At 71.4% G+C, this 18,259-nt stretch carries 16 protein-coding genes; 9 read left to right on the top strand and 7 right to left on the bottom strand.

Going from position 1 to position 18,259, the window contains the following annotated elements:
• Positions 1-24 precede the first annotated feature (24 nt).
• Positions 25-1,125, top strand: a complete 1,101-nt coding sequence (gene rlmN, locus ACFV18_RS29180; RefSeq protein ID WP_380488236.1) for a 23S rRNA (adenine(2503)-C(2))-methyltransferase RlmN — start codon at positions 25-27, stop codon at positions 1,123-1,125.
• Between the two features lie 74 nt (positions 1,126-1,199).
• Here rlmN and ACFV18_RS29175 read toward each other — a convergent pair whose 3' ends face one another.
• The 4 genes from ACFV18_RS29175 to ACFV18_RS29160 all read right to left on the bottom strand — a co-directional run bounded on the left by ACFV18_RS29175 (position 1,200) and on the right by ACFV18_RS29160 (position 5,139).
• The gene (locus tag ACFV18_RS29175; RefSeq protein WP_380488235.1) at positions 1,200-2,339 is read right to left on the bottom strand and encodes a hypothetical protein; all 1,140 of its coding nucleotides are present in this window, start codon (positions 2,337-2,339) and stop codon (positions 1,200-1,202) included.
• A 12-nt stretch (positions 2,340-2,351) separates the two neighbouring features.
• Positions 2,352-3,059: an ABC transporter ATP-binding protein gene (locus tag ACFV18_RS29170; RefSeq protein WP_380488234.1), complete on the bottom strand. Its 708-nt coding sequence runs from the start codon at positions 3,057-3,059 to the stop codon at positions 2,352-2,354.
• A gap of 215 nt (positions 3,060-3,274) precedes the next feature.
• Complete coding sequence (locus tag ACFV18_RS29165; RefSeq protein WP_380488233.1) at positions 3,275-4,669, bottom strand: aspartate aminotransferase family protein; 1,395 nt, start codon at positions 4,667-4,669, stop codon at positions 3,275-3,277.
• The gene (locus ACFV18_RS29160) at positions 4,666-5,139 is read right to left on the bottom strand and encodes an Lrp/AsnC family transcriptional regulator (RefSeq protein ID WP_014138339.1); all 474 of its coding nucleotides are present in this window, start codon (positions 5,137-5,139) and stop codon (positions 4,666-4,668) included. Before ACFV18_RS29160 ends, ACFV18_RS29165 begins: the two co-directional genes overlap by 4 nt.
• 266 nt (positions 5,140-5,405) lie before the next feature.
• On the opposite strand from ACFV18_RS29160, the gene ACFV18_RS29155 reads away from it, so the two are divergent.
• The 5 genes from ACFV18_RS29155 to ACFV18_RS29135 all read left to right on the top strand — a co-directional run bounded on the left by ACFV18_RS29155 (position 5,406) and on the right by ACFV18_RS29135 (position 10,413).
• Positions 5,406-6,851: a gamma-aminobutyraldehyde dehydrogenase gene (locus ACFV18_RS29155; protein ID WP_380488232.1), complete on the top strand. Its 1,446-nt coding sequence runs from the start codon at positions 5,406-5,408 to the stop codon at positions 6,849-6,851.
• Between the two features lie 126 nt (positions 6,852-6,977).
• On the top strand, positions 6,978-8,336 hold the full coding sequence (locus ACFV18_RS29150) for an aspartate aminotransferase family protein (protein WP_380488231.1): 1,359 nt from the start codon (positions 6,978-6,980) through the stop codon (positions 8,334-8,336).
• Between the two features lie 120 nt (positions 8,337-8,456).
• Positions 8,457-8,771 (top strand): WXG100 family type VII secretion target, encoded by a 315-nt coding sequence (locus tag ACFV18_RS29145; RefSeq protein WP_380488230.1) that lies wholly within the window; start codon positions 8,457-8,459, stop codon positions 8,769-8,771.
• Positions 8,768-9,796 carry a WXG100 family type VII secretion target gene (locus ACFV18_RS29140; protein WP_380488229.1) on the top strand — a complete coding sequence of 343 codons (1,029 nt, stop codon included), beginning with the start codon at positions 8,768-8,770 and terminating at the stop codon, positions 9,794-9,796. The genes ACFV18_RS29145 and ACFV18_RS29140 overlap by 4 nt, the downstream gene beginning before the upstream one ends.
• Positions 9,793-10,413: a hypothetical protein gene (locus ACFV18_RS29135; protein ID WP_380488228.1), complete on the top strand. Its 621-nt coding sequence runs from the start codon at positions 9,793-9,795 to the stop codon at positions 10,411-10,413. Before ACFV18_RS29140 ends, ACFV18_RS29135 begins: the two co-directional genes overlap by 4 nt.
• A 26-nt stretch (positions 10,414-10,439) precedes the next feature.
• Here the strand turns inward: ACFV18_RS29135 and ACFV18_RS29130 are convergent, their stop codons facing one another.
• Entirely contained in the window at positions 10,440-12,086 is a 1,647-nt protein-coding gene (locus tag ACFV18_RS29130; RefSeq protein WP_380488227.1) for a PucR family transcriptional regulator, read from the bottom strand.
• A gap of 196 nt (positions 12,087-12,282) precedes the next feature.
• Here ACFV18_RS29130 and ACFV18_RS29125 point away from each other — a divergent pair, with 196 nt between their 5' ends.
• The 3 genes from ACFV18_RS29125 to ACFV18_RS29115 all read left to right on the top strand — a co-directional run bounded on the left by ACFV18_RS29125 (position 12,283) and on the right by ACFV18_RS29115 (position 16,301).
• Complete coding sequence (locus ACFV18_RS29125; protein WP_380488226.1) at positions 12,283-13,797, top strand: gamma-aminobutyraldehyde dehydrogenase; 1,515 nt, start codon at positions 12,283-12,285, stop codon at positions 13,795-13,797.
• 82 nt (positions 13,798-13,879) lie between these two features.
• Complete coding sequence (locus tag ACFV18_RS29120; protein ID WP_380488225.1) at positions 13,880-14,671, top strand: hypothetical protein; 792 nt, start codon at positions 13,880-13,882, stop codon at positions 14,669-14,671.
• A gap of 106 nt (positions 14,672-14,777) precedes the next feature.
• Positions 14,778-16,301 (top strand): CoA-acylating methylmalonate-semialdehyde dehydrogenase, encoded by a 1,524-nt coding sequence (locus ACFV18_RS29115; protein ID WP_380488224.1) that lies wholly within the window; start codon positions 14,778-14,780, stop codon positions 16,299-16,301.
• Between the two features lie 59 nt (positions 16,302-16,360).
• Here ACFV18_RS29115 and ACFV18_RS29110 read toward each other — a convergent pair whose 3' ends face one another.
• Positions 16,361-17,002 carry a TetR/AcrR family transcriptional regulator gene (locus ACFV18_RS29110; protein WP_380488223.1) on the bottom strand — a complete coding sequence of 214 codons (642 nt, stop codon included), beginning with the start codon at positions 17,000-17,002 and terminating at the stop codon, positions 16,361-16,363.
• A 41-nt stretch (positions 17,003-17,043) separates the two neighbouring features.
• Complete coding sequence (locus ACFV18_RS29105; protein ID WP_380488222.1) at positions 17,044-17,787, bottom strand: DUF4166 domain-containing protein; 744 nt, start codon at positions 17,785-17,787, stop codon at positions 17,044-17,046.
• Positions 17,788-18,259 lie beyond the last annotated feature (472 nt).

Here is an 18,259-nt window from a genome sequence, read left to right as displayed (position 1 = left end):
GCGGTCTGCGACACTGGATGAACCATGCCTAAGCCCGGAGAACTGACCTTTGTCGCGCCGCGTGGCGCCAAGCCCCCGCGACACCTTGCCGACCTCAGCCCTGCCGAGCGCAAGGAGGCCGTCGCCGAGCTGGGCGAACAGCCGTTCCGCGCGAAGCAGCTGTCGAACCACTACTTCGGCCGGATGTCGAACGACCCGGAGAGCTGGACGGACATCCCGGCGGCCAGCCGGGGCAAGCTGACCGAGGCGCTGCTGCCCGAGCTGATGTCGGTGGTGCGGCACGTGTCGTGCGACGACGACGCGACCCGCAAGACGCTGTGGAAGCTCTTCGACGGAACGCTGGTCGAGTCGGTGCTGATGCGGTACCCGGACCGGGTGACGATGTGCATCAGCTCGCAGGCCGGCTGCGGCATGAACTGCCCGTTCTGCGCGACCGGCCAGGCCGGGCTGACCCGGAACCTGTCGACCGCCGAGATCGTCGAGCAGATCGCCGCGGGCATGCGCGACCTGAAGTCCGGGACGGTGCCCGGCGGCGAGGCCCGGCTGTCGAACGTGGTGTTCATGGGCATGGGCGAGCCGCTGGCGAACTACAACCGGGTGCTGTCGGCGATCCGTCGCCTCACCGACCCGGCGCCGGACGGCTTCGGGCTCTCCCAGCGCGGCATCACGGTCTCCACGGTCGGCCTGGTCCCGGCCATGCACCGGTTCGCCGACGAGGGCCTGAGCTGCCGTCTGGCGCTGTCGCTGCACGCCCCGGACGACGAGCTGCGCGACGAGCTGGTCCCGGTGAACACCCGGTGGAAGGTCGCCGAGGTGCTGGACGCCGCGTGGAACTACGCGGAGAAGTCGGGCCGCCGGGTGTCGATCGAGTACGCGCTGATCAAGGACATCAACGACCAGGCGTGGCGGGCGGACCTGCTCGGCCGGCTGATCAAGAACCAGCGGGTGCACGTGAACCTGATCCCGCTCAACCCGACGCCCGGTTCGAAGTGGACGGCCTCCCGCCCGGAGGACGAGCGGGAGTTCGTCCGCCGCCTGCAGGCGCACGGCGTGCCGACCACCGTCCGCGACACCCGCGGTCAGGAGATCGACGGCGCCTGCGGTCAGCTGGCCGCGGCGGGCTGAGGCCTCAGCAGCACGAACGCCCCGGTGGTTTCCCGTTCAGGGAGAACCGCCGGGGCGTTCCGCGTTCGTGGGCGCTATGGCAGCGGGCAGAGCGCCAGCGTCAGTCCGCCGGTCACCAGCAGGACGGTGCCGGCGGCGAGGGCGCGCAGGGCGAGGGTGCCGGTGAGCAGGCCGGGCGGGGTGCCGAGGCGGTCCAGGGCGGCGAGGGTGGGGCGGCGGTCGGCGCGCAGTTCCAGCAGGCGGGCGGCGAGTGCGGCGACGGCGCAGGCCAGGATCAGCAGGCCCTCGACCAGGGTGAGCGTGGGGGCCTCGGCGTCGGCGCGGGCCCACTCGCGACCGGCGACCAGCAGCAGCGCGGCGATCGTGGTGAGCACGGCCAGCGGGGTGCCGAGGCGGGGTGCCTGGGCGGTGAGCGCGCGGCCGGCCAGCAGGCGCAGCGGTGCGGGCCGGTGGATCACCATCAGCCGTCCGGCGAGGGCGAGCAGCGGGCCGGTCCACAGGGCGAGCGCGAGGGCGGCGAGCGTCCAGCCGGCCAGCAGGGCGGGGCTGGTGGCGGGCAGGCTGCCGGGCAGGTGCAGGGTGCGTTCGGCGTCGGTGGCGCCGGGCCGCAGTCCGTACAGTTCGAGGCCGATGCCGGCGAGCAGCACGGGGCCGGGCAGGGCGAGCCGCCGGGCGCTCCAGCGGGCCGGGGCGGGCTCGGCGGGGTGGCCGGGCAGGGTGTCGGGGAAGCGGACGGCGCAGGCCGCGGCGACTCCGGCGACCAGCGTGGGGACGGCGAGCAGGGTGACGGGCGCGGCGGTGGGCAGCGGGATGCCCATGCCGATGTCGGCGGCGAGCGAGGGGCCGGCGATGTCGTTGCGCAGCACCAGGAAGAGCACCAGCGTGAGGCCGGAGCCGAGGGCGCAGGCGAGGGCGATCTCGCCGGCGATCAGCAGCCGGATCCGGCGGGGGCCGGCGCCGGCGGCGGTGAGGCCGGTGATCCGCTCGGGGTGCTGGGCGGGGACGGCGCGGGCGGCGACGGCGGCGAACCAGGCGACGGCGGCCAGCGGGGGCAGGCACCACAGCAGCCGGTCGGCGCCGCCGGTGGGTTCGGCCAGGGCCCGGCCGAGCGCGCGCAGCAGGAAGGCGGCGACCACGGCGGCGGCGACTGCGGTGAGCAGCCAGCGGACCAGGTCGAGGGTGCGGTAGCCGCGGGCGAGTCCGAGGTAGTACACGTCGAGGCCCTCTCAGCGCCCGGCGGGGACGGCGGCGGGTTCGGTCGCGATCCGGCCGTCGATCAGGTGGACGTTGCGGTCGGCGTAGCGGGCGAGTTCCGGGTCGTGGGTGGCGAGCACCAGCGTCAGGTGGTGGGAGCGGGTGGCGCTGGTCAGTATCCGCAGGACCTGTTCGCGGGCGTCGTGGTGCAGTGGCGCGGTGGGGTCGTCGGCGAAGACCACGGGCGGTTCGGGGGCGAGGGCCCGGGCGACGGCGATCCGTTGGCGGATGTCCTGCGGAAGGTCGGCGGGCCGGAGCTTGGCGCAGGCGGCGACATCGAGGCGGTCGAGCCATTCAACGGCGGCCCGGTGGGCGGCCCGGTGGCCGGCGCCGGCCAGCAGCAGGGGCAGGGCGACGTTCTCACGGGCCGTCAGTTCCGGTACCAGGTGCGGTTCGGGGCCGACCCAGCCGAAGCGTTCGCGGCGCAGTCGTTCGCGTCCGGCCCGGCCGAGGGTGTGCACGGGGGAGCTGTGGAACCAGACCTCGCCCTCGTCGACCGGGAGTTGCGCGGACAGGCAGCCGAGCAGGGTGGACTTGCCGGAGCCGCGCGGGCCGGTGACGGCGAGCATCTCGCCCTCGCGGACGCGGAGGGAGACGCCGCGCAGTGCGGGGGTGCCGTAGTGGGACTTGACGATCCCTCGGGCCCAGAGCACGTCGTTGTCGGGCGGGGCCGCTGACATGTGATCCATCCAGGTGCCGACGGGGATATGACAGTCGTCAGATTAGAACGATCGGACGGTGGCGCGGGTGCGCCGCACTGGTCCGAACGGGGGCGAATCGGTGCGAAAGCGGCGTGTTGGTCGCAGATTCGGTTCCGGATACGCCGAAGGGCGGTCCCGACGGTGAGGAGTCGGGGCCGCCCTTCGGTGGAGGGTGGGGAAGAAAGCTCAGGTGATCAGATCTTCGCCCACGCGTCGGTCAGGCTGGTCCGCAGGATCTGCTCGATCTCGTCGAAGGTCTTCTGGTCCGAGATCAGCGGCGGGGCCAGCTGGATGACCGGGTCGCCACGGTCGTCGGCGCGGCAGTACAGGCCGTTGTCGAACAGGGCCTTGGACAGGAAGCCGTACAGGACGCGCTCGACCTCTTCGTCGTTGAACGACTCCTTGGTGACCTTGTCCTTGACGAGCTCGATGCCGTAGAAGTAGCCGTTACCGCGAACGTCGCCGACGATCGGCAGGTCGCGCAGCTTGTTCAGGGTGCCCAGGAACGCGGCCTCGTTGTCGAGGACGTGCTGGTTCAGGCCCTCGCGCTCGAAGATGTCGAGGTTGGCCAGCGCCACCGCGGAGGACACCGGGTGGCCACCGAAGGTGTAGCCGTGCAGGAAGGTGTTGTCACCCTTGTAGAACGGCTCGGCCAGGCGGTCCGAGATGATCGTGGCGCCGATCGGGGAGTAACCCGAGGTCATGCCCTTGGCGCAGGTGATCATGTCGGGCTGGTAGTTGAACTTCTCGGCGCCGAACATGGTGCCCAGGCGGCCGAAGGCGCAGATGACCTCGTCCGAGACCAGCAGCACGTCGTGGCGGTCGCAGATCTCGCGCAGGCGCTGGAAGTATCCGGGCGGCGGCGGGAAGCAGCCACCGGCGTTCTGCACCGGCTCGACGAAGACGGCGGCGACGGTCTCGGGGCCCTCGAAGAGGATGGCCTGCTCGACCTCGTCGGCGGCCCAGCGGCCGTAGGCCTCCGGGTCGACGGTGCCGTCGGGGCCCGCCAGGAAGGACGGGGCGCGGTAGATGTTGGTGTTCGGGGCCTTGTGGGTGCCCGGAACCAGCGGCTCGAACGGGGCCTTCAGGCCCGGCAGGCCGGTGATCGACAGGGCGCCCTGCGGGGTGCCGTGGTAGGCGACCGCGCGGGAGATGACCTTGTACTTGGTCGGCTTGCCGGTCAGCTTGAAGTACTGCTTGGCAAGCTTCCACGCGGTCTCGACGGCCTCGCCGCCACCGGTGGAGAAGAAGACCTTGTTCAGGTCGCCCGGGGCGTAGTTGGCCAGGCGCTCGGCCAGCTCGACGGCCTTCGGGTGGGCATAGCTCCACACCGGGAAGAAGGCGAGCTCCTTGGCCTGCTTGGCAGCGGCCTCGGCCAGCTCCTCGCGGCCGTGGCCGGCCTGGACGACGAACAGGCCGGCGAGCCCGTCGAGGTACTTGCGCCCCTTGTCGTCCCAGACGTAGGTGCCCTCGCCCCGGACGATCGTCGGCACGGGGGAGTTCTCGTACGACGACATGCGGGTGAAGTGCATCCACAGGTGGTCGTAGGCGGTCTTGGAAAGGTCCTTCTGCGCCGGCTCGGCTGTCATCGGGTGCCCCAGGTGTAGGTCTGTTTCCGGAGCTTCAGGTAAACGAAGCTCTCGGTGCTCCGCACGCCGGGAAGCGAGCGGATGCGCTTGTTGATCAGTTCGAGGAGGTGCTCGTCGTCCTCGCACACCAGCTCTGCGAGGAGATCGAACGAGCCTGCGGTGCAGACCACGTAGTCGACCTCGTCGAACGCGGCCAGCGCGTCCGCGACCGGCTCGATGTCGCCCTCGACCCGGATGCCCACCATCGCCTGGCGGGTGAAGCCGACGGTGAGGGGATCGGTCACGGCGACGATCTGCATCACGCCCTGGTCGAGCAGCTTCTGGACGCGCTGCCGAACGGCCGCCTCGGACAGGCCGACGGCCTTGCCGATGGCGGCGTACGGACGGCGCCCGTCCTCCTGGAGCTGCTCGATGATCGCCTTGGAGGCGGCGTCGAGGGGAACGCTGGCGTTCCGGTCACGGTTGGCCACGCCGACACTGTGCCCCACGGGCGAAGGATTCGCAAGCGGCAGTGCTGCTGATTTCGTCGTCGTTTTGGTGATCAAGAACGGAATGCGTGGCGGTTCGGGCAGGGTCCTGTCGATTCCGGCAGTGTCGGAGGTAGTCTGGCCACGTACACGCGCGAGCGTGCACACCGCCGATCGTGGCTTGTCGCTGACACGCTGTGTCTGCCCCGGCGCGGAGTAATCTGGCGCCCGGGGATGCAACGAGGCAGGCCCAGACCGAGGAGAGACCCGTGAGCGAGCTTCGTACGCTGCGCAACTACATCAACGGTGAGTTCGTCGACGCGGCGGACGGCCGCACTCTCGACATCGTCGACCCGACCACGGGCGAGGTGTACGCGACCTCCCCGCTGTCCGGTGCCTCCGACGTCGACGCCGCGATGGCCTCCGCGGCCGCCGCCTTCCCGATCTGGCGGGACTCCACCCCGTCCACCCGGCAGAAGCTGCTGCTCAAGATCGCCGACGCGGTCGAGTCCCGGGCCGACGAGATCGTCGACGCCGAGGTCCGCAACACCGGCAAGCCGCGCGCGCTGACCCTCTCCGAGGAGATCGGCCCGATGGTCGACCAGCTGCGCTTCTTCGCCGGCGCCGCCCGCCTGCTGGAGGGCAAGGCCGCGGGCGAGTACATGGACGGGATGACCTCGATCATCCGCCGCGAGCCGGTCGGTGTCTGCGCGCAGGTCGCGCCGTGGAACTACCCGATGATGATGGCCGTGTGGAAGTTCGCCCCGGCGATCGCCGCGGGCAACGCCGTGGTGCTCAAGCCGTCCGACACCACCCCCGCCTCCACCGTGCTGCTGGCCGAGATCATCGGCGGCGTGCTGAAGGACATGGAGCTGCCGGCCGGCATCTTCAACGTGATCTGCGGCGACCGTGAGACCGGCCGCCTGATGGTCGAGCACCGCACCCCGGCGATGGCCTCCATCACCGGCTCGGTCCGGGCCGGCATGCAGGTCGCCGAGTCGGCCGCGAAGGACGTCAAGCGGGTTCACCTGGAGCTCGGCGGCAAGGCCCCCGTGGTGGTCTTCGAGGACGCCGACATCGCCGAGGCCGTCGAGGGCATCTCGGTCGCCGGCTACTTCAACGCCGGCCAGGACTGCACCGCCGCCACCCGCGTGCTGGTGCACGAGTCGATCCACGACGCGTTCGTCGAGGCGCTCGCCAAGGCCGCCAACGACACCAAGACCGGTGGCGTGGACGACGAGGACGTGCTCTACGGCCCGCTCAACAACGCCAACCAGCTGAAGCAGGTCACCGGCTTCATCGAGCGCCTGCCCGCGCACGCCAAGGTCGAGGCCGGCGGCCACCGGGTCGGCGAGGTCGGCTACTTCTACGCGCCGACCGTGGTCTCCGGCCTGAAGCAGGACGACGAGATCATCCAGAACGAGGTCTTCGGCCCGGTCATCACCGTGCAGAAGTTCACCGACGAGGAGCAGGCCGTCGACTACGCGAACGGTGTCGAGTTCGCGCTCGCCTCCTCGGTGTGGACCAAGGACCACGCCCGCGCGATGCGGATGTCCCGCCGTCTGGACTTCGGCGCGGTGTGGATCAACACCCACATCCCGCTGGTCGCCGAGATGCCGCACGGTGGCTTCAAGAAGTCCGGCTACGGCAAGGACCTGTCTTCGTACGGCTTCGAGGACTACACCCGGATCAAGCACGTCATGACGGCCATCTGATCGCACTGAGCCGGTAGGGGCGCGAGGAGACTGTTCCTCGCGCCCCTTCACGTTGTCAGGGTGCGACACGAGCTCCGTGACACGATGCAACTGCCCCGGCCGGGAGTCGCTCCCTACGCTGGGCGCATGAGCACTCCCACCGCTGACTCGGTCGCCGGGCAGGCCGTCAAGGCCGCCGACCGCGCGCACGTCTTCCACTCGTGGTCCGCCCAGGCACTGATCGACCCCCTCGCGGTGGCCGGCGCCGAGGGCTCCTACTTCTGGGACTACGACGGCAACCGCTACCTGGACTTCTCCTCGCAGCTGGTGAACACCAACATCGGCCACCAGCACCCGAAGGTGGTCGCCGCGATCCAGGCGAAGGCCGCCCAGCTGTGCACCATCGCCCCGGGCTTCGCCGAGGAGTCGCGCAGCGAGGCCGCCCGGCTGATCGCCGAGCGCACCCCCGGCGACCTGGACAAGATCTTCTTCACCAACGGCGGCGCCGAGGCGAACGAGAACGCGATCCGGATGGCCCGGCTGCACACCGGCCGGCACAAGGTGCTCTCCACCTACCGCTCGTACCACGGCGCCACCGCCAACGCGATCGCGCTGACCGGCGACCCGCGCCGCTGGGCGAACGAGGCCGGCGTCTCCGGCATCGTGCACTTCTGGGGCCCGTACGCCTACCGCTCGAACTTCCACGCCGAGAACGAGGCGCAGGAGTGCGAGCGTGCGCTCGCGCACCTGGAGCAGACCCTCGCGTTCGAGGGCCCCGGCACCGTCGCGGCGATCATCCTGGAGACCGTCGTCGGCACCGCCGGCATCCTGGTGCCGCCGGCCGGCTACCTGGCGGGCGTGCGGGAGATCTGCGACAAGTACGGGATCGTGTTCATCCTGGACGAGGTGATGGCCGGGTTCGGCCGCACCGGCGAGTGGTTCGCCGCCGACCACTGGGGCATCACCCCCGACCTGCTGACCTTCGCCAAGGGCGTCAACTCCGGCTACCTGCCGCTCGGTGGCGTGGCGATCTCCGGCGCGATCGCCGAGACCTTCGCGCAGAAGGTGTTCCCCGGCGGCCTCACCTACTCCGGCCACCCGCTGGCCTGCGCCTCCGCCGTGGCCACGATCAACGCGATGGCCGAGGAGGGCATCGTGGAGAACGCCAAGCACATCGGCGAGAACGTGCTCGGCCCCGGCCTGCGCGAGCTGGCGGAGCGTCACCCGTCGATCGGCGAGGTCCGTGGCCTCGGCGTGTTCTGGGCGCTCGACCTGGTGAAGAACCGCGAGACCCGCGAGCCGCTGGTGCCCTACAACGCGGCCGGCGCCGACAACGCCCCGATGGCACAGCTCGCCGCGGCCTGCAAGCAGCGCGGCCTGTGGCCGTTCATCAACATGAACCGCTTCCACGTGGTCCCGCCGTGCAACATCAGCGAGGAGGACGCCAAGACCGGCCTCGCCGTGCTGGACGAGGTGCTCACCCTCGCGGACGCGCACACGGTCTGACGGTACGTCGGCGAAGGAGGTCCCCGGGCGGCCGCCCGGGGGCCTTCGTGCTGTCAGCAGCACAGCACGCGGGGTTATGTACGATGATCGGCTGAATCTTGGCGCGATCTTGGGGATGTCATGGGGGAACAGGGCTTTCAGGTCCATCCGGAACAACTGGAGGGCTACGGGCAGTTGATTCGCGAGCAGGTCGCCCGGGTGGAGGCGGTGCGCTCCCGGCTGGCCGCGGTGCCGCTGGTGTCCCGCGACTTCGGCAAGCTGCCCGACGCCGACGAGCTCTACGAGGCATACCGGGAGCACGCCCAGGCCGAGGAGCAGAACTTCGGGGACCTGGCGGAACTGCTGGACGGCGCCGGGGAGGCGCTGCAGTCGGTGGCGGGCAACTACCGGGACCTCGACCACGAAATCGCCGCCGGACTGGGGGGCCACCGATGAGCACCCTCGCGTTCAGCGACTTCAGCCAGGTCGGCGAGGCCTACAAGTGGACCCGCGACCAGGTCGACGCGCTCACCGCGCCACTGCCCGACCTGAGCAACCCGGTGAGCGACGGGCTGGACGCGGGGCTCGACCACATCGTCAAGGCCGCCCTGGACGCCACCGGCATGATGGAGGCGCTGGAGAAGGTCACCGGCAACCTGGCCAAGCTGACCGCCGCCGCCCAGGAGTGGCAGAACCAGGCCAAGGAGATGCACGCCATCGCCGCGGACCTGCGGGGCGGGGCCGCGCCGCTGTCCGACGGCTGGCAGGGCGCCGCCTCCGACTCCTTCGGCACCTACATGGGCCAGGTGGTCGAGGGCATCGACGCGACCGCCAAGGACATGGAGCAGGTCGCGCAGATCATCAGCCAGGCCGCCGCCGAGTGCAAGCTCGCCGAGGACCTGATCATCGGCATCATCCGGGAGGCGATCGAGACCCTGATCGTCAGCCTGGCCGCGATGGTGATCATCGACATCGTCACCGTCGGGCTCGCCACCATCGTGGACGCCCTGGTGGTGGAGGCGGAGATCGCGATCTACATCGCGCGGGTCGAACGGGTCTCGGTCAAACTCGCCGACGCGCTGCGCGACATGATGAAGGCCGTCCGGGAACTGCGCACCGTCAACCGCACCTGGAAGGGCTTCAAGGACGCCAAGGCCGCGGCCAAGGTCGTCCGCAAGATCGGCAAGAAGCCGTGGAAGGCCGGCCTGGGCGTGATCAAGAACCCCGAGAACCTGGCGCTGGAAGAGCGCCTGGTGCAGGCGGGCGTGCAGATCGGCGTCAAGCAGGTGTTCTCCCCGATCAAGGGCGGCACCAAGGCGGTGATCGGCGCCGGCATCGGCGCGGGCGACTACGGCGGCCTGCTCGGCGACACCTTCCGCGACGACAACAACGTCGACACCGTCACCGCCGCGCTGAACGGCCCCGGCCACCAGCAGCCCTACCGGGTGCCGCGGACCCGCATCGAGGAGGCCTTCGGATGAGCCAGTACCACCACCCCTACGGCGCCCCGTCGTTCCCCGGCGCGGTCCAGCACGGCGGCGAGCACCTGCCGAAGATCGCCCACCTGCTGGCCCCCGGCGAGCAGGTGCGCGGCATCGTGGACACCGACCTCTGCGACCTGATCCGCCGCCCCCCGCGCCGCTACCGCAAGGCGCACTCCGGGGGTGTCGCCGAAGCCGGGCTCGGCTGTCTGTACGTGCTGGTCAGCTTCAGCGAGTTCCTCACCGACCTGGTGGAGGACTGCACCTGGGGCGTGATCCGCACCTTCCGCCGGCTCTTCCGCGGCCGCGGCCTGACCGGCGGATGGCAGAGCCAGGCCGGAGGGTTCGTCGTCGCGGTGCGCTCCGCCGACGGCAACTACGAGAACGACGACGTGCTGATGGTCTTCACCGACCGGCGGATCCTGCTGGCCGGCAGCGGCGTCAGCCGCACCCTGCGGGCGCTCGGCGAGCTGCCCTACGCCCATCTGGTCCGGGTCGAGCCCCGGCACACCTGGCTCTCCAACCGCGCCGACCTGCACTTCGCGGACGGCTCGAAGGCCGCGCTGGAGATCACCGAGAAGGAGCTCAACCCGCTGGTCGCCCTCGGCCCGCGCTGACCGCAGAGTGCGCCGCCGACATCGCGTCAGCGGCGCACCGCGTCCAGGGCCAGCAGCGCGACGTGCAGGGACAGGCAGGACTCGACCTGGTCGAGGTCGACGCCGAGGATGCGTTCGACCTTGTGGAGGCGGTCGTAGAAGGACGGGCGGGACAGGTGGGCGGCGTCGGCCGCGGCGGACTTGTTGCGGCCCTGTTCCAGGTAGATCCGCAGCATCTGCACCAACTGGCCGCCGTGTTCGGCGTCGTGGGCGAGCAGCGGGCCGAGTTCGCGTTCGACGTAGGTCTGCAGGCGTTCGTCGTCGCGCAGCAGGTGGAGCAGGCCGCGCAGGCGGACGTCGGGGAGGCGGTAGTAGGCGGCGCGGCTGCCGGGGGCGTCGTGCAGGGCCGCGTCGGCGACCTGGGTGGCCTCCAGCAGGGCGCGGCGGGCGTCGCGGACCGAGCCGACCGAGGAGCCGACCGCTATCACCGGCTCGGCGGCCGCGCCGTCCCGGCCGGCCTCCGTGGACAGCCGGCGCAGCGCCGCGGCGAAGGACTCCAGCGAGGTGTGCTCGTCCTGCTGCGAGCCCAGTGCGATCAAGGCGCCCACGCCTTCGTCGTCCAGCGCGCCGACCAGGGCGGAGAGCCGGGCGGAGCGGATCGCGGTGGCGGCCAGCTCGGTGAAGTCGCGCAGTCGGGCCTGCGCCTCCAGGGCGGCGGGGAGCGGGCCCTGACGCTGCCTCAGTACCACGCCGACCAGTCGGCGGCCCTCCAACGGGACGCCGAGCGCCTGGGCGCGCAGCGAGACCTCGGAGACGGTGAGCGCGTGGGTGAGGATGCCCGACAGCAGGGTGCGATGGGTCTGCCGCTCCAGCGACTCGCGGTCGCGGACCACCAGGCGGTTCAGCGCGAGGGTGGCCGCGCCGCGCTCCAGCAGCATCGCGTGCCGGTGCGGGACGTCCGGGGGGAGCGGCGCCGGTTCGTCGACCAGCACCAGCCGGCCCCAGTCCTGGCCGCGCGCGCCGACGGTGGTGACCAGCCAGCCCGAGCGCGGGTCGTAGCCGGTGCGGCCGGGCGGGTTGACGCCGCGCGAGCGGTGCTCCCAGTTCTCCAGCAGCTCCTGCTCGCCGCGCCCCGCCGTGTCGTGCGCCAGCACCTGGTGCGCCAGGTTCTCCAGCACCACCGGCGCGCCCGCCATCCGGCCGACCTGCCGGACCACCTCGGAGGGCTCCGCGCCCTCGGTGGCCAGCTCGTTGAACACCTGGTGCACCGCCTCGGACACCCGCAGCTGCTCCAGCTGCGCGTTCACCACCAGCGCGTGCACCGCCTCGGTCACCGCGACGAACTTCAGCTCCCGGCGCAGCACCACCAGCGGCAGGTTGTGCCGCTCGGCGGCGGCCACCAGCGCCCGCGGCAGCGAGTCGAAGTAGCGCCGGCCGAACTCGATCACCAGCCCGGCCACCCCGACCTCGGCCAGCTCCCGCACGTACCGGGCCAGGCCGTCCCGGTCCTCCGGGAGCGCGATGCCGGTGGACAGCACCAGCTCGCCGCCGTGCAGCAGGCCCGCCAGGTCCGGCAGCTCGCTGACGTGCACCCAGCGCACCGGCCGCTCCAGCGCGGAGGCGCCGGCCACCACCTGGGGCAGGCCGCGCCGCATCACGTCGAGATCGAGCACGCGGGCGACGGTGGGCAGCATCGCGGACACCTCCAGGGGGTTTCAGGGTGTCAAGTGAATCACGTCTTTCCGCGACGCCCTGTCGCCCTGTCGGGTGCCCGGACGAAGCCTTGCAGCGTGTAAGGACCGTCGAGAGGGCCGTTGCTGAGTGACGCTTGCCGCGGGCACCCGAATCGAGGCATCGTCGGCCGGGTCGAGTAGGCAATGGAGGCAACTCATGGACCTGACCAGCTTCAACGACGGTGCGCAGTACATCGCGGGCCGCCTGACCCGGGGCTCGGGCGGCGAGCCGTTCAGCGTGGTCAACCCCGCCGACGGCAGCACCGTCCAGCAGGTCGAGCTCGCCGGCACCGCCGACGTCGACGCCGCGGTCGCGGCCGCGCGGGCCGCGCTGCCCGAGTGGTCCGGCGCCACCCCCGGCGCCCGCTCCGAGGCGCTGAACCGGCTGGCCGGCATCCTGAGCGAGCGGGCCGGCCAGTTCGCCCGGGTGGAGACCGCGCAGACCGGCAAGCCGATCAAGCTGTCCACCGAGTTCGACGTCCCCGGCACCATCGACAACACCGCGTTCTTCGCCGGCGCCGCCCGCAACCTCGAAGGCAAGGCCGCCGGCGAGTACAGCGGCGACCACACCTCGTACGTGCGCCGCGAGGCGATCGGCGTGGTCGGCAGCATCGCGCCGTGGAACTACCCGCTGCAGATGGCCGCCTGGAAGATCCTCCCGGCCGTCGCGGCCGGCAACACCATCGTCCTCAAGCCCGCCGAGATCACCCCGCTGACCTCGCTGATGTTCGCCCAGGCCTGCACCGACGCCGGCATCCCCGACGGCGTCGTCAACGTCGTCACCGGCGCCGGACGCACCGCCGGCGAACACCTGATCGGCCACCCCGGCGTCGCCATGGTGTCCTTCACCGGCTCCACCGCCGTCGGCAAGCGGGTCGCCGAGATCGCCACCGCCACCGTCAAGCGCACCCACCTCGAACTCGGCGGCAAGGCCCCGTTCGTGGTCTTCGACGACGCCGACCTGGACGCCGCCGTGCACGGCGCCGTCGCCGGCTCACTGATCAACAGCGGCCAGGACTGCACCGCCGCCACCCGCGCCTACGTCCAGCGCCCGCTGTACGACGCCTTCGTGGCCGGCGTCGCCGAGCTGTACGCCGCGATCCGCCTCGGCGACCCGATGAACCCGCAGACCGACCTGGGCCCGCTGGTCTCCTTCACCCACCGCGACCGCGTCGCCGGCTTCGTCGAACGCGCCCGCTCCTACGCCACCGTGGTCACCGGCGGCCCCGCCGACGGCAAGGGCCACGACGGCACCGACCTCACCCTCGGCGCCTACTACCGCCCCACCCTGATCACCGGCGCCACCCAGGACAGCGAGGTCGTCCAGGGCGAGATCTTCGGCCCCGTGCTCGTCGTGCTGCCCTTCGACAGCGACGAGGAGGGCCTGCGACTCGCCAACGACACCCCCTACGGCCTGGCCGCTTCTGCTTGGACCCGCGACATCCACCGCTCGCTGCGCGCCACCCGCGAGATCGCCGCCGGCTGCGTCTGGGTGAACGACCACATCCCGATCATCAGCGAGATGCCGCACGGCGGATACAAGGCCTCCGGGTACGGCAAGGACATGTCGCAGTACTCGCTGGACGAGTACACCCAGGTCAAGCACGTCATGTTCGACACCACCGCGGTCGCCCGCAAGGACTGGCACCGCACCATCTTCGGCGACCGCTGACCCCGCGCCGGCGCAGGTGCGCGACACCTCCGCGCGCCTGCGCCGCCCGCGCTCCCCAGGCCGGGCGGCCCACACTGTCCCCATGGACACCAGCACCGCCGACCCCGGGCCACCCACCCTGGACCCGCACGCCGACCGCACCCGGCTGCTCACCGACGCCCAGCCGTACTGCCTGCAGCACGCCCTCGCACTGGCCGGAGCCGACGCGCTCCGCCTGCACGGCCTGCCCGTCCGCCTGCACGGCACCGACCCGCTGCTGGTCTGCGCCGGCGGCCCGCCACTCGCCGACCTCGCCACCGGACTTGCCGAAACCCTGCGCGCCGCCGGTCACCACGTCGAGGACGCCCCCGGCACCGCCCGCCGCCACCAACTCGCCGTCACCGCAGGCCACACCGCCGGCCTCGGGCTCCCCGGCCCGGCCCGGCCCGCGCTCGGCATCGAACTCCGGCGCGAACCGCTGCGCCACCCGCCCGTGCTGCCCGAGCGCGCCCCGCTCCCGGTCGCCGCGCTGGAGGACACCGCCGCACTCGCCGTCCTCACCCTCTGCGAACGCGCCCTGCCCACCGACCTGTTCGCCCTGCACGCCCTCACCGCCCGGCTGCGCGAAGGCCAACTCCTCGCCCTGGCAGGCGCGTTCGACGAGGAATTCACCCCCGGGACGCTCGCCGACCGGCTGGAGAGCGCCGCCGCGCTGCTCCCGTCCGGCGCCGCCGACACCCGGCAGTGGGCCGAGACCTGGGCCCAGGACCTGCGGCTCGACCTGCTGGAGACCACCGAACTCGCCGACGGCCTGCACGATCCCTATCTGGACGCCGCGGAGGCCGCCGACGACAGATCCGACCAGGATCCCGGCGACGCTCCCGACGACCTGTAAGGGTGAATCGCGCTTCCCCGTCAGGGTGCTCGTTGAGCGGGCCAGGTGCGCGGAGCAGACTGGACAACGAGCGCGGGACATCCGTGGACAGTCGGAGGCAGAGACCTTGAGCAAGCACATCACGCACTGGATCGGCGGCCAGTCCGTCGCCACCGCCGGAACCGCGCCCCGCCGCGGCGACATCTTCGACCCGGCCACCGGCCAGACCACCGGCCAGGTCGACTTCGCCGAGATCGCCGAGGTCGACCAGGCGGTCGCCGCGGCCGCCCAGGCCTTCACCACCTGGCGCAAGGCGTCCATCGCCAAGCGCACCCAGGTGCTCTTCAACTTCCGCGAGCTGTTCAACGCCCGCAAGGACGAACTCGCCGCGATCATCGTCTCCGAGCACGGCAAGGTGCACTCCGACGCCCTCGGCGAGATCGCCCGCGGCCAGGAAGTCGTCGAGTACGCCTGCGGCATCCCGCAGCTGATCAAGGGCGGCTTCACCGAGCAGGCCTCCACCGGCGTGGACGTCTACTCGATCCGCCAGCCGCTCGGCCCGGTCGCCATCATCTCGCCGTTCAACTTCCCGGCCATGGTGCCGATGTGGTTCTTCCCGATCGCCATCGCGGCCGGCAACACGGTCGTCCTCAAGCCGTCCGAGAAGGACCCGTCCGCCGCCAACTTCATCGCCGCCCTGTGGAAGGAAGCCGGCCTCCCCGACGGCGTCTTCAACGTCGTGCACGGCGACAAGGTCGCGGTCGACCGCCTGCTGGAGCACCCCGACATCAAGTCGGTCTCCTTCGTCGGCTCCACCCCCATCGCCCGCTACGTGTACGAGACCGGCACCCGCTACGGCAAGCGCGTGCAGGCCCTCGGCGGCGCCAAGAACCACATGCTGGTGCTCCCCGACGCCGACCTCGACCTGGCCGCCGACGCCGCCATCAACGCCGGCTTCGGCGCGGCCGGCGAGCGCTGCATGGCCGTCTCCGTGCTGGTCGCCGTCGACCCGATCGGCGACGAGCTGGTCGCCAAGATCAAGGAGCGGATGGCCACCCTCAAGGTCGGCCCCGGCTGCAACGGCGACTCCGAGATGGGCCCGCTGGTCACCGGCCAGCACCGCGACAAGGTCACCTCTTACGTCGAGTCCGGCGTCGCCGACGGTGCCGAACTCGCCGTTGACGGCCGCAAGCACGCCATCACCGGCGAGGACGCCTCCGGTGCCCCCACCACCGACGGCTTCTGGCTCGGCCCCACCCTGTTCGACCACGTCAAGCCGGGCATGTCCGTCTACAACGACGAGATCTTCGGCCCGATCCTGTCGATCGTCCGGGTCCCCTCCTACGACGAGGGCCTGGAACTGATCAACAACAACCCGTACGGCAACGGCACCGCCATCTTCACCAACGACGGCGGCGCGGCCCGGCGCTTCCAGAACGAGGTCGAGGTCGGCATGGTCGGCATCAACGTGCCGATCCCCGTCCCCGTCGCCTACTACTCGTTCGGGGGCTGGAAGGCCTCGCTGTTCGGCGACAGCCACGCCTACGGCGCCGACGGCGTCCAGTTCTTCACCCGCGGCAAGGCCGTCACCCAGCGCTGGCTCGACCCCTCGCACGGTGGCATCAACCTCGGCTTCCCCACCAACAGCTGAGAACGCACGGTGATTCGAACGGCCGGCCCCCTGCCCGGGGCCGGCCGTTCGGCGTTCCGCTACTCCGCGCCGCTGTTCCTCACCTGCCGGCGCACCGTCGCCCGTACCGCCCGCGACACCACCGGGCCGAGACCGTCCACCACCTCCACCAGCACCCCCAGCTGGTCCAGCGCCCCGAACGCCCCCGCCGCCCCCGCCGGATCCACGCCCTCGTACAGCTCCAGACCGACGAACCCGGCCGTCACCGCCTGCGCCAGCCCCTTCAGGTCGAGGAACTCCGCCAGCGGATGCCCGGCGAACAGCCGGACCAGGACGGCCTCGATCTCCACCGTCCACAGCCGCAACGCCTCGGCCGTCACCTTCGCGAGCTGCGGATAGCCCGTCGCCCCCGCCAGGAACTGCCCCAGCAGCGCGACGTTCCCCTCCTCCTGCTCCCGCGCGTGCAGTTCCCGGCCGACCGTCAGCAGCTCGCGCAGCGACCCCACCTCCGCGAACCGCTCGCGGTAACGCCCCAGCCGCAGACCCGTCTCGCGCAGCGCCGCCGCCGTGAGCAGCCCCTCCACCGTCTTGAAGTGGTAGAACACCAGCGCCTGACTGGCCCCGATCTCCCCGGCGATGGTCCGCGCCGACACCCCCGCGATCCCCTGCCGCTTGAGCGCACTGATCGCCGCATCCATCAACCGCTCACGTGTGTCGCTCATGCGCCGCAGCGTAGCCGCCGGTGATTGTGCGGGCGCAGGCGCTATATCCGGAAACACTCGCGCACCGGACGGACATGACGCGGAATGCCCTCCGCCCCCACCTGCGGGTACTCCACCGTGAACCACCCCTGGTAGCCCAGCACCAGCCCCACCAGCGGATTGCTCACCCGCACCTTGATCCGGAACCGCCCTGCCTCGTCGTCGAACCACTCGTGCAACTCCGCCCGCCCCGTCAGCAACTCCGGCACCACCGGCGCCCCAACGAGCGACGCCACCCGCTGCGCCGCCGAAGAGATCACCAACCCGCCGCGCGTCGACACCCCCAGCCGCAGATCCACCGCCAGCTGCTGATGCGTCCCCAGATAGTCGAGCACCGTCCTCGGCCGGCCGGGCGCCGCGACCATCGTCGCGTCGAACCGCCGCGGCCGGGTGAACTGGAACGTCCGCACGAAGGTCACCGTCTCCCGGCCGAACCCGTCCCGGTACGCGTAATTGGCGATCGTGAACGGTATGTCCCGTCCCTGGTCCGGAAACAGGACGTTGCGGCGCGCCCCCACGCTTAGAAACGGCACCAGCAGCCGCGAACCCCGCTCGACCCGATCCATCCGCCCGGTTCCGATGCAGGCGATCCCGTCCGCACTGGAGAAACCGAACCGGCGCTGAAGTTCCGGATGCAGGCGCTCGAAGTCCGCGCCGAGCGCTGCGTGGAAGATCGAACGGGTGGGAGTCGCGGCGGCGGGGGAGCCGGCCGGGTCGGGGACGGTGATGGTGTCGGTGGCGGTCATGGCTGCTCCAAGGTGATCGCGCCGAGGTTCCCGCCTGATCTGGTCTGGCAGGGGGTTCCGTGGCTCTGGCTTGTCGAGGGGCGGGCGGACGGCGCGGACGGGCGGGGCGCCGGAGGGTGGGGCGGACGGCAGATGTCCGACAGCTCCACATAGATCGGCTTGGTCGGGTGCCGCCCCTGACCAGGCATGGATGTCCCCCCGCCGCGAGTTTGAGCGATCGCTCAACGCTTGGCGCGTTCATCATGGCAGAGGTTTGAGCGACTGCTCAAGAGTCGCCGCCGTTGGGTGATGGCAAGGCGGGGGAAGGGGGCGTTTGCGCCTGGGGCGGATCCGGCGTAGTGTTCACTGGTCGCTCGGCAGGGAGCACCGGACACGCATCTGTGTGGACGGTCCCGGGGCGGCCAATCCTTGAGAACCATTCGGTTGATCCGTGACGGGTCGCGTCCTTTCGCGTCTCCGTTCGTATTTGCTG

This window comes from Kitasatospora sp. NPDC059673 (assembly GCF_042734215.1).
GTDB lineage: Bacteria > Actinomycetota > Actinomycetes > Streptomycetales > Streptomycetaceae > Kitasatospora.
The sequence above is the reverse complement of the archived record's forward strand: the minus strand, read 5'-3'. Positions and strand labels throughout refer to the sequence as shown.

Bases quoted from the DNA above. Each gene is read 5' to 3' on its own strand.
- rlmN (WP_380488236.1), top strand. From the start codon at position 25: ATGCCTAAGCCCGGAGAACTGACCTTTGTCGCGCCGCGTGGCGCCAAG.
- ACFV18_RS29170 (WP_380488234.1), bottom strand. From the start codon at position 3,059: ATGTCAGCGGCCCCGCCCGACAACGACGTGCTCTGGGCCCGAGGGATC.
- ACFV18_RS29165 (WP_380488233.1), bottom strand. From the start codon at position 4,669: ATGACAGCCGAGCCGGCGCAGAAGGACCTTTCCAAGACCGCCTACGAC.
- ACFV18_RS29150 (WP_380488231.1), top strand. From the start codon at position 6,978: ATGAGCACTCCCACCGCTGACTCGGTCGCCGGGCAGGCCGTCAAGGCC.
- ACFV18_RS29145 (WP_380488230.1), top strand. From the start codon at position 8,457: ATGGGGGAACAGGGCTTTCAGGTCCATCCGGAACAACTGGAGGGCTAC.
- ACFV18_RS29140 (WP_380488229.1), top strand. From the start codon at position 8,768: ATGAGCACCCTCGCGTTCAGCGACTTCAGCCAGGTCGGCGAGGCCTAC.
- ACFV18_RS29135 (WP_380488228.1), top strand. From the start codon at position 9,793: ATGAGCCAGTACCACCACCCCTACGGCGCCCCGTCGTTCCCCGGCGCG.
- ACFV18_RS29130 (WP_380488227.1), bottom strand. From the start codon at position 12,086: ATGCTGCCCACCGTCGCCCGCGTGCTCGATCTCGACGTGATGCGGCGC.
- ACFV18_RS29125 (WP_380488226.1), top strand. From the start codon at position 12,283: ATGGACCTGACCAGCTTCAACGACGGTGCGCAGTACATCGCGGGCCGC.
- ACFV18_RS29120 (WP_380488225.1), top strand. From the start codon at position 13,880: ATGGACACCAGCACCGCCGACCCCGGGCCACCCACCCTGGACCCGCAC.
- ACFV18_RS29110 (WP_380488223.1), bottom strand. From the start codon at position 17,002: ATGAGCGACACACGTGAGCGGTTGATGGATGCGGCGATCAGTGCGCTC.
- ACFV18_RS29105 (WP_380488222.1), bottom strand. From the start codon at position 17,787: ATGACCGCCACCGACACCATCACCGTCCCCGACCCGGCCGGCTCCCCC.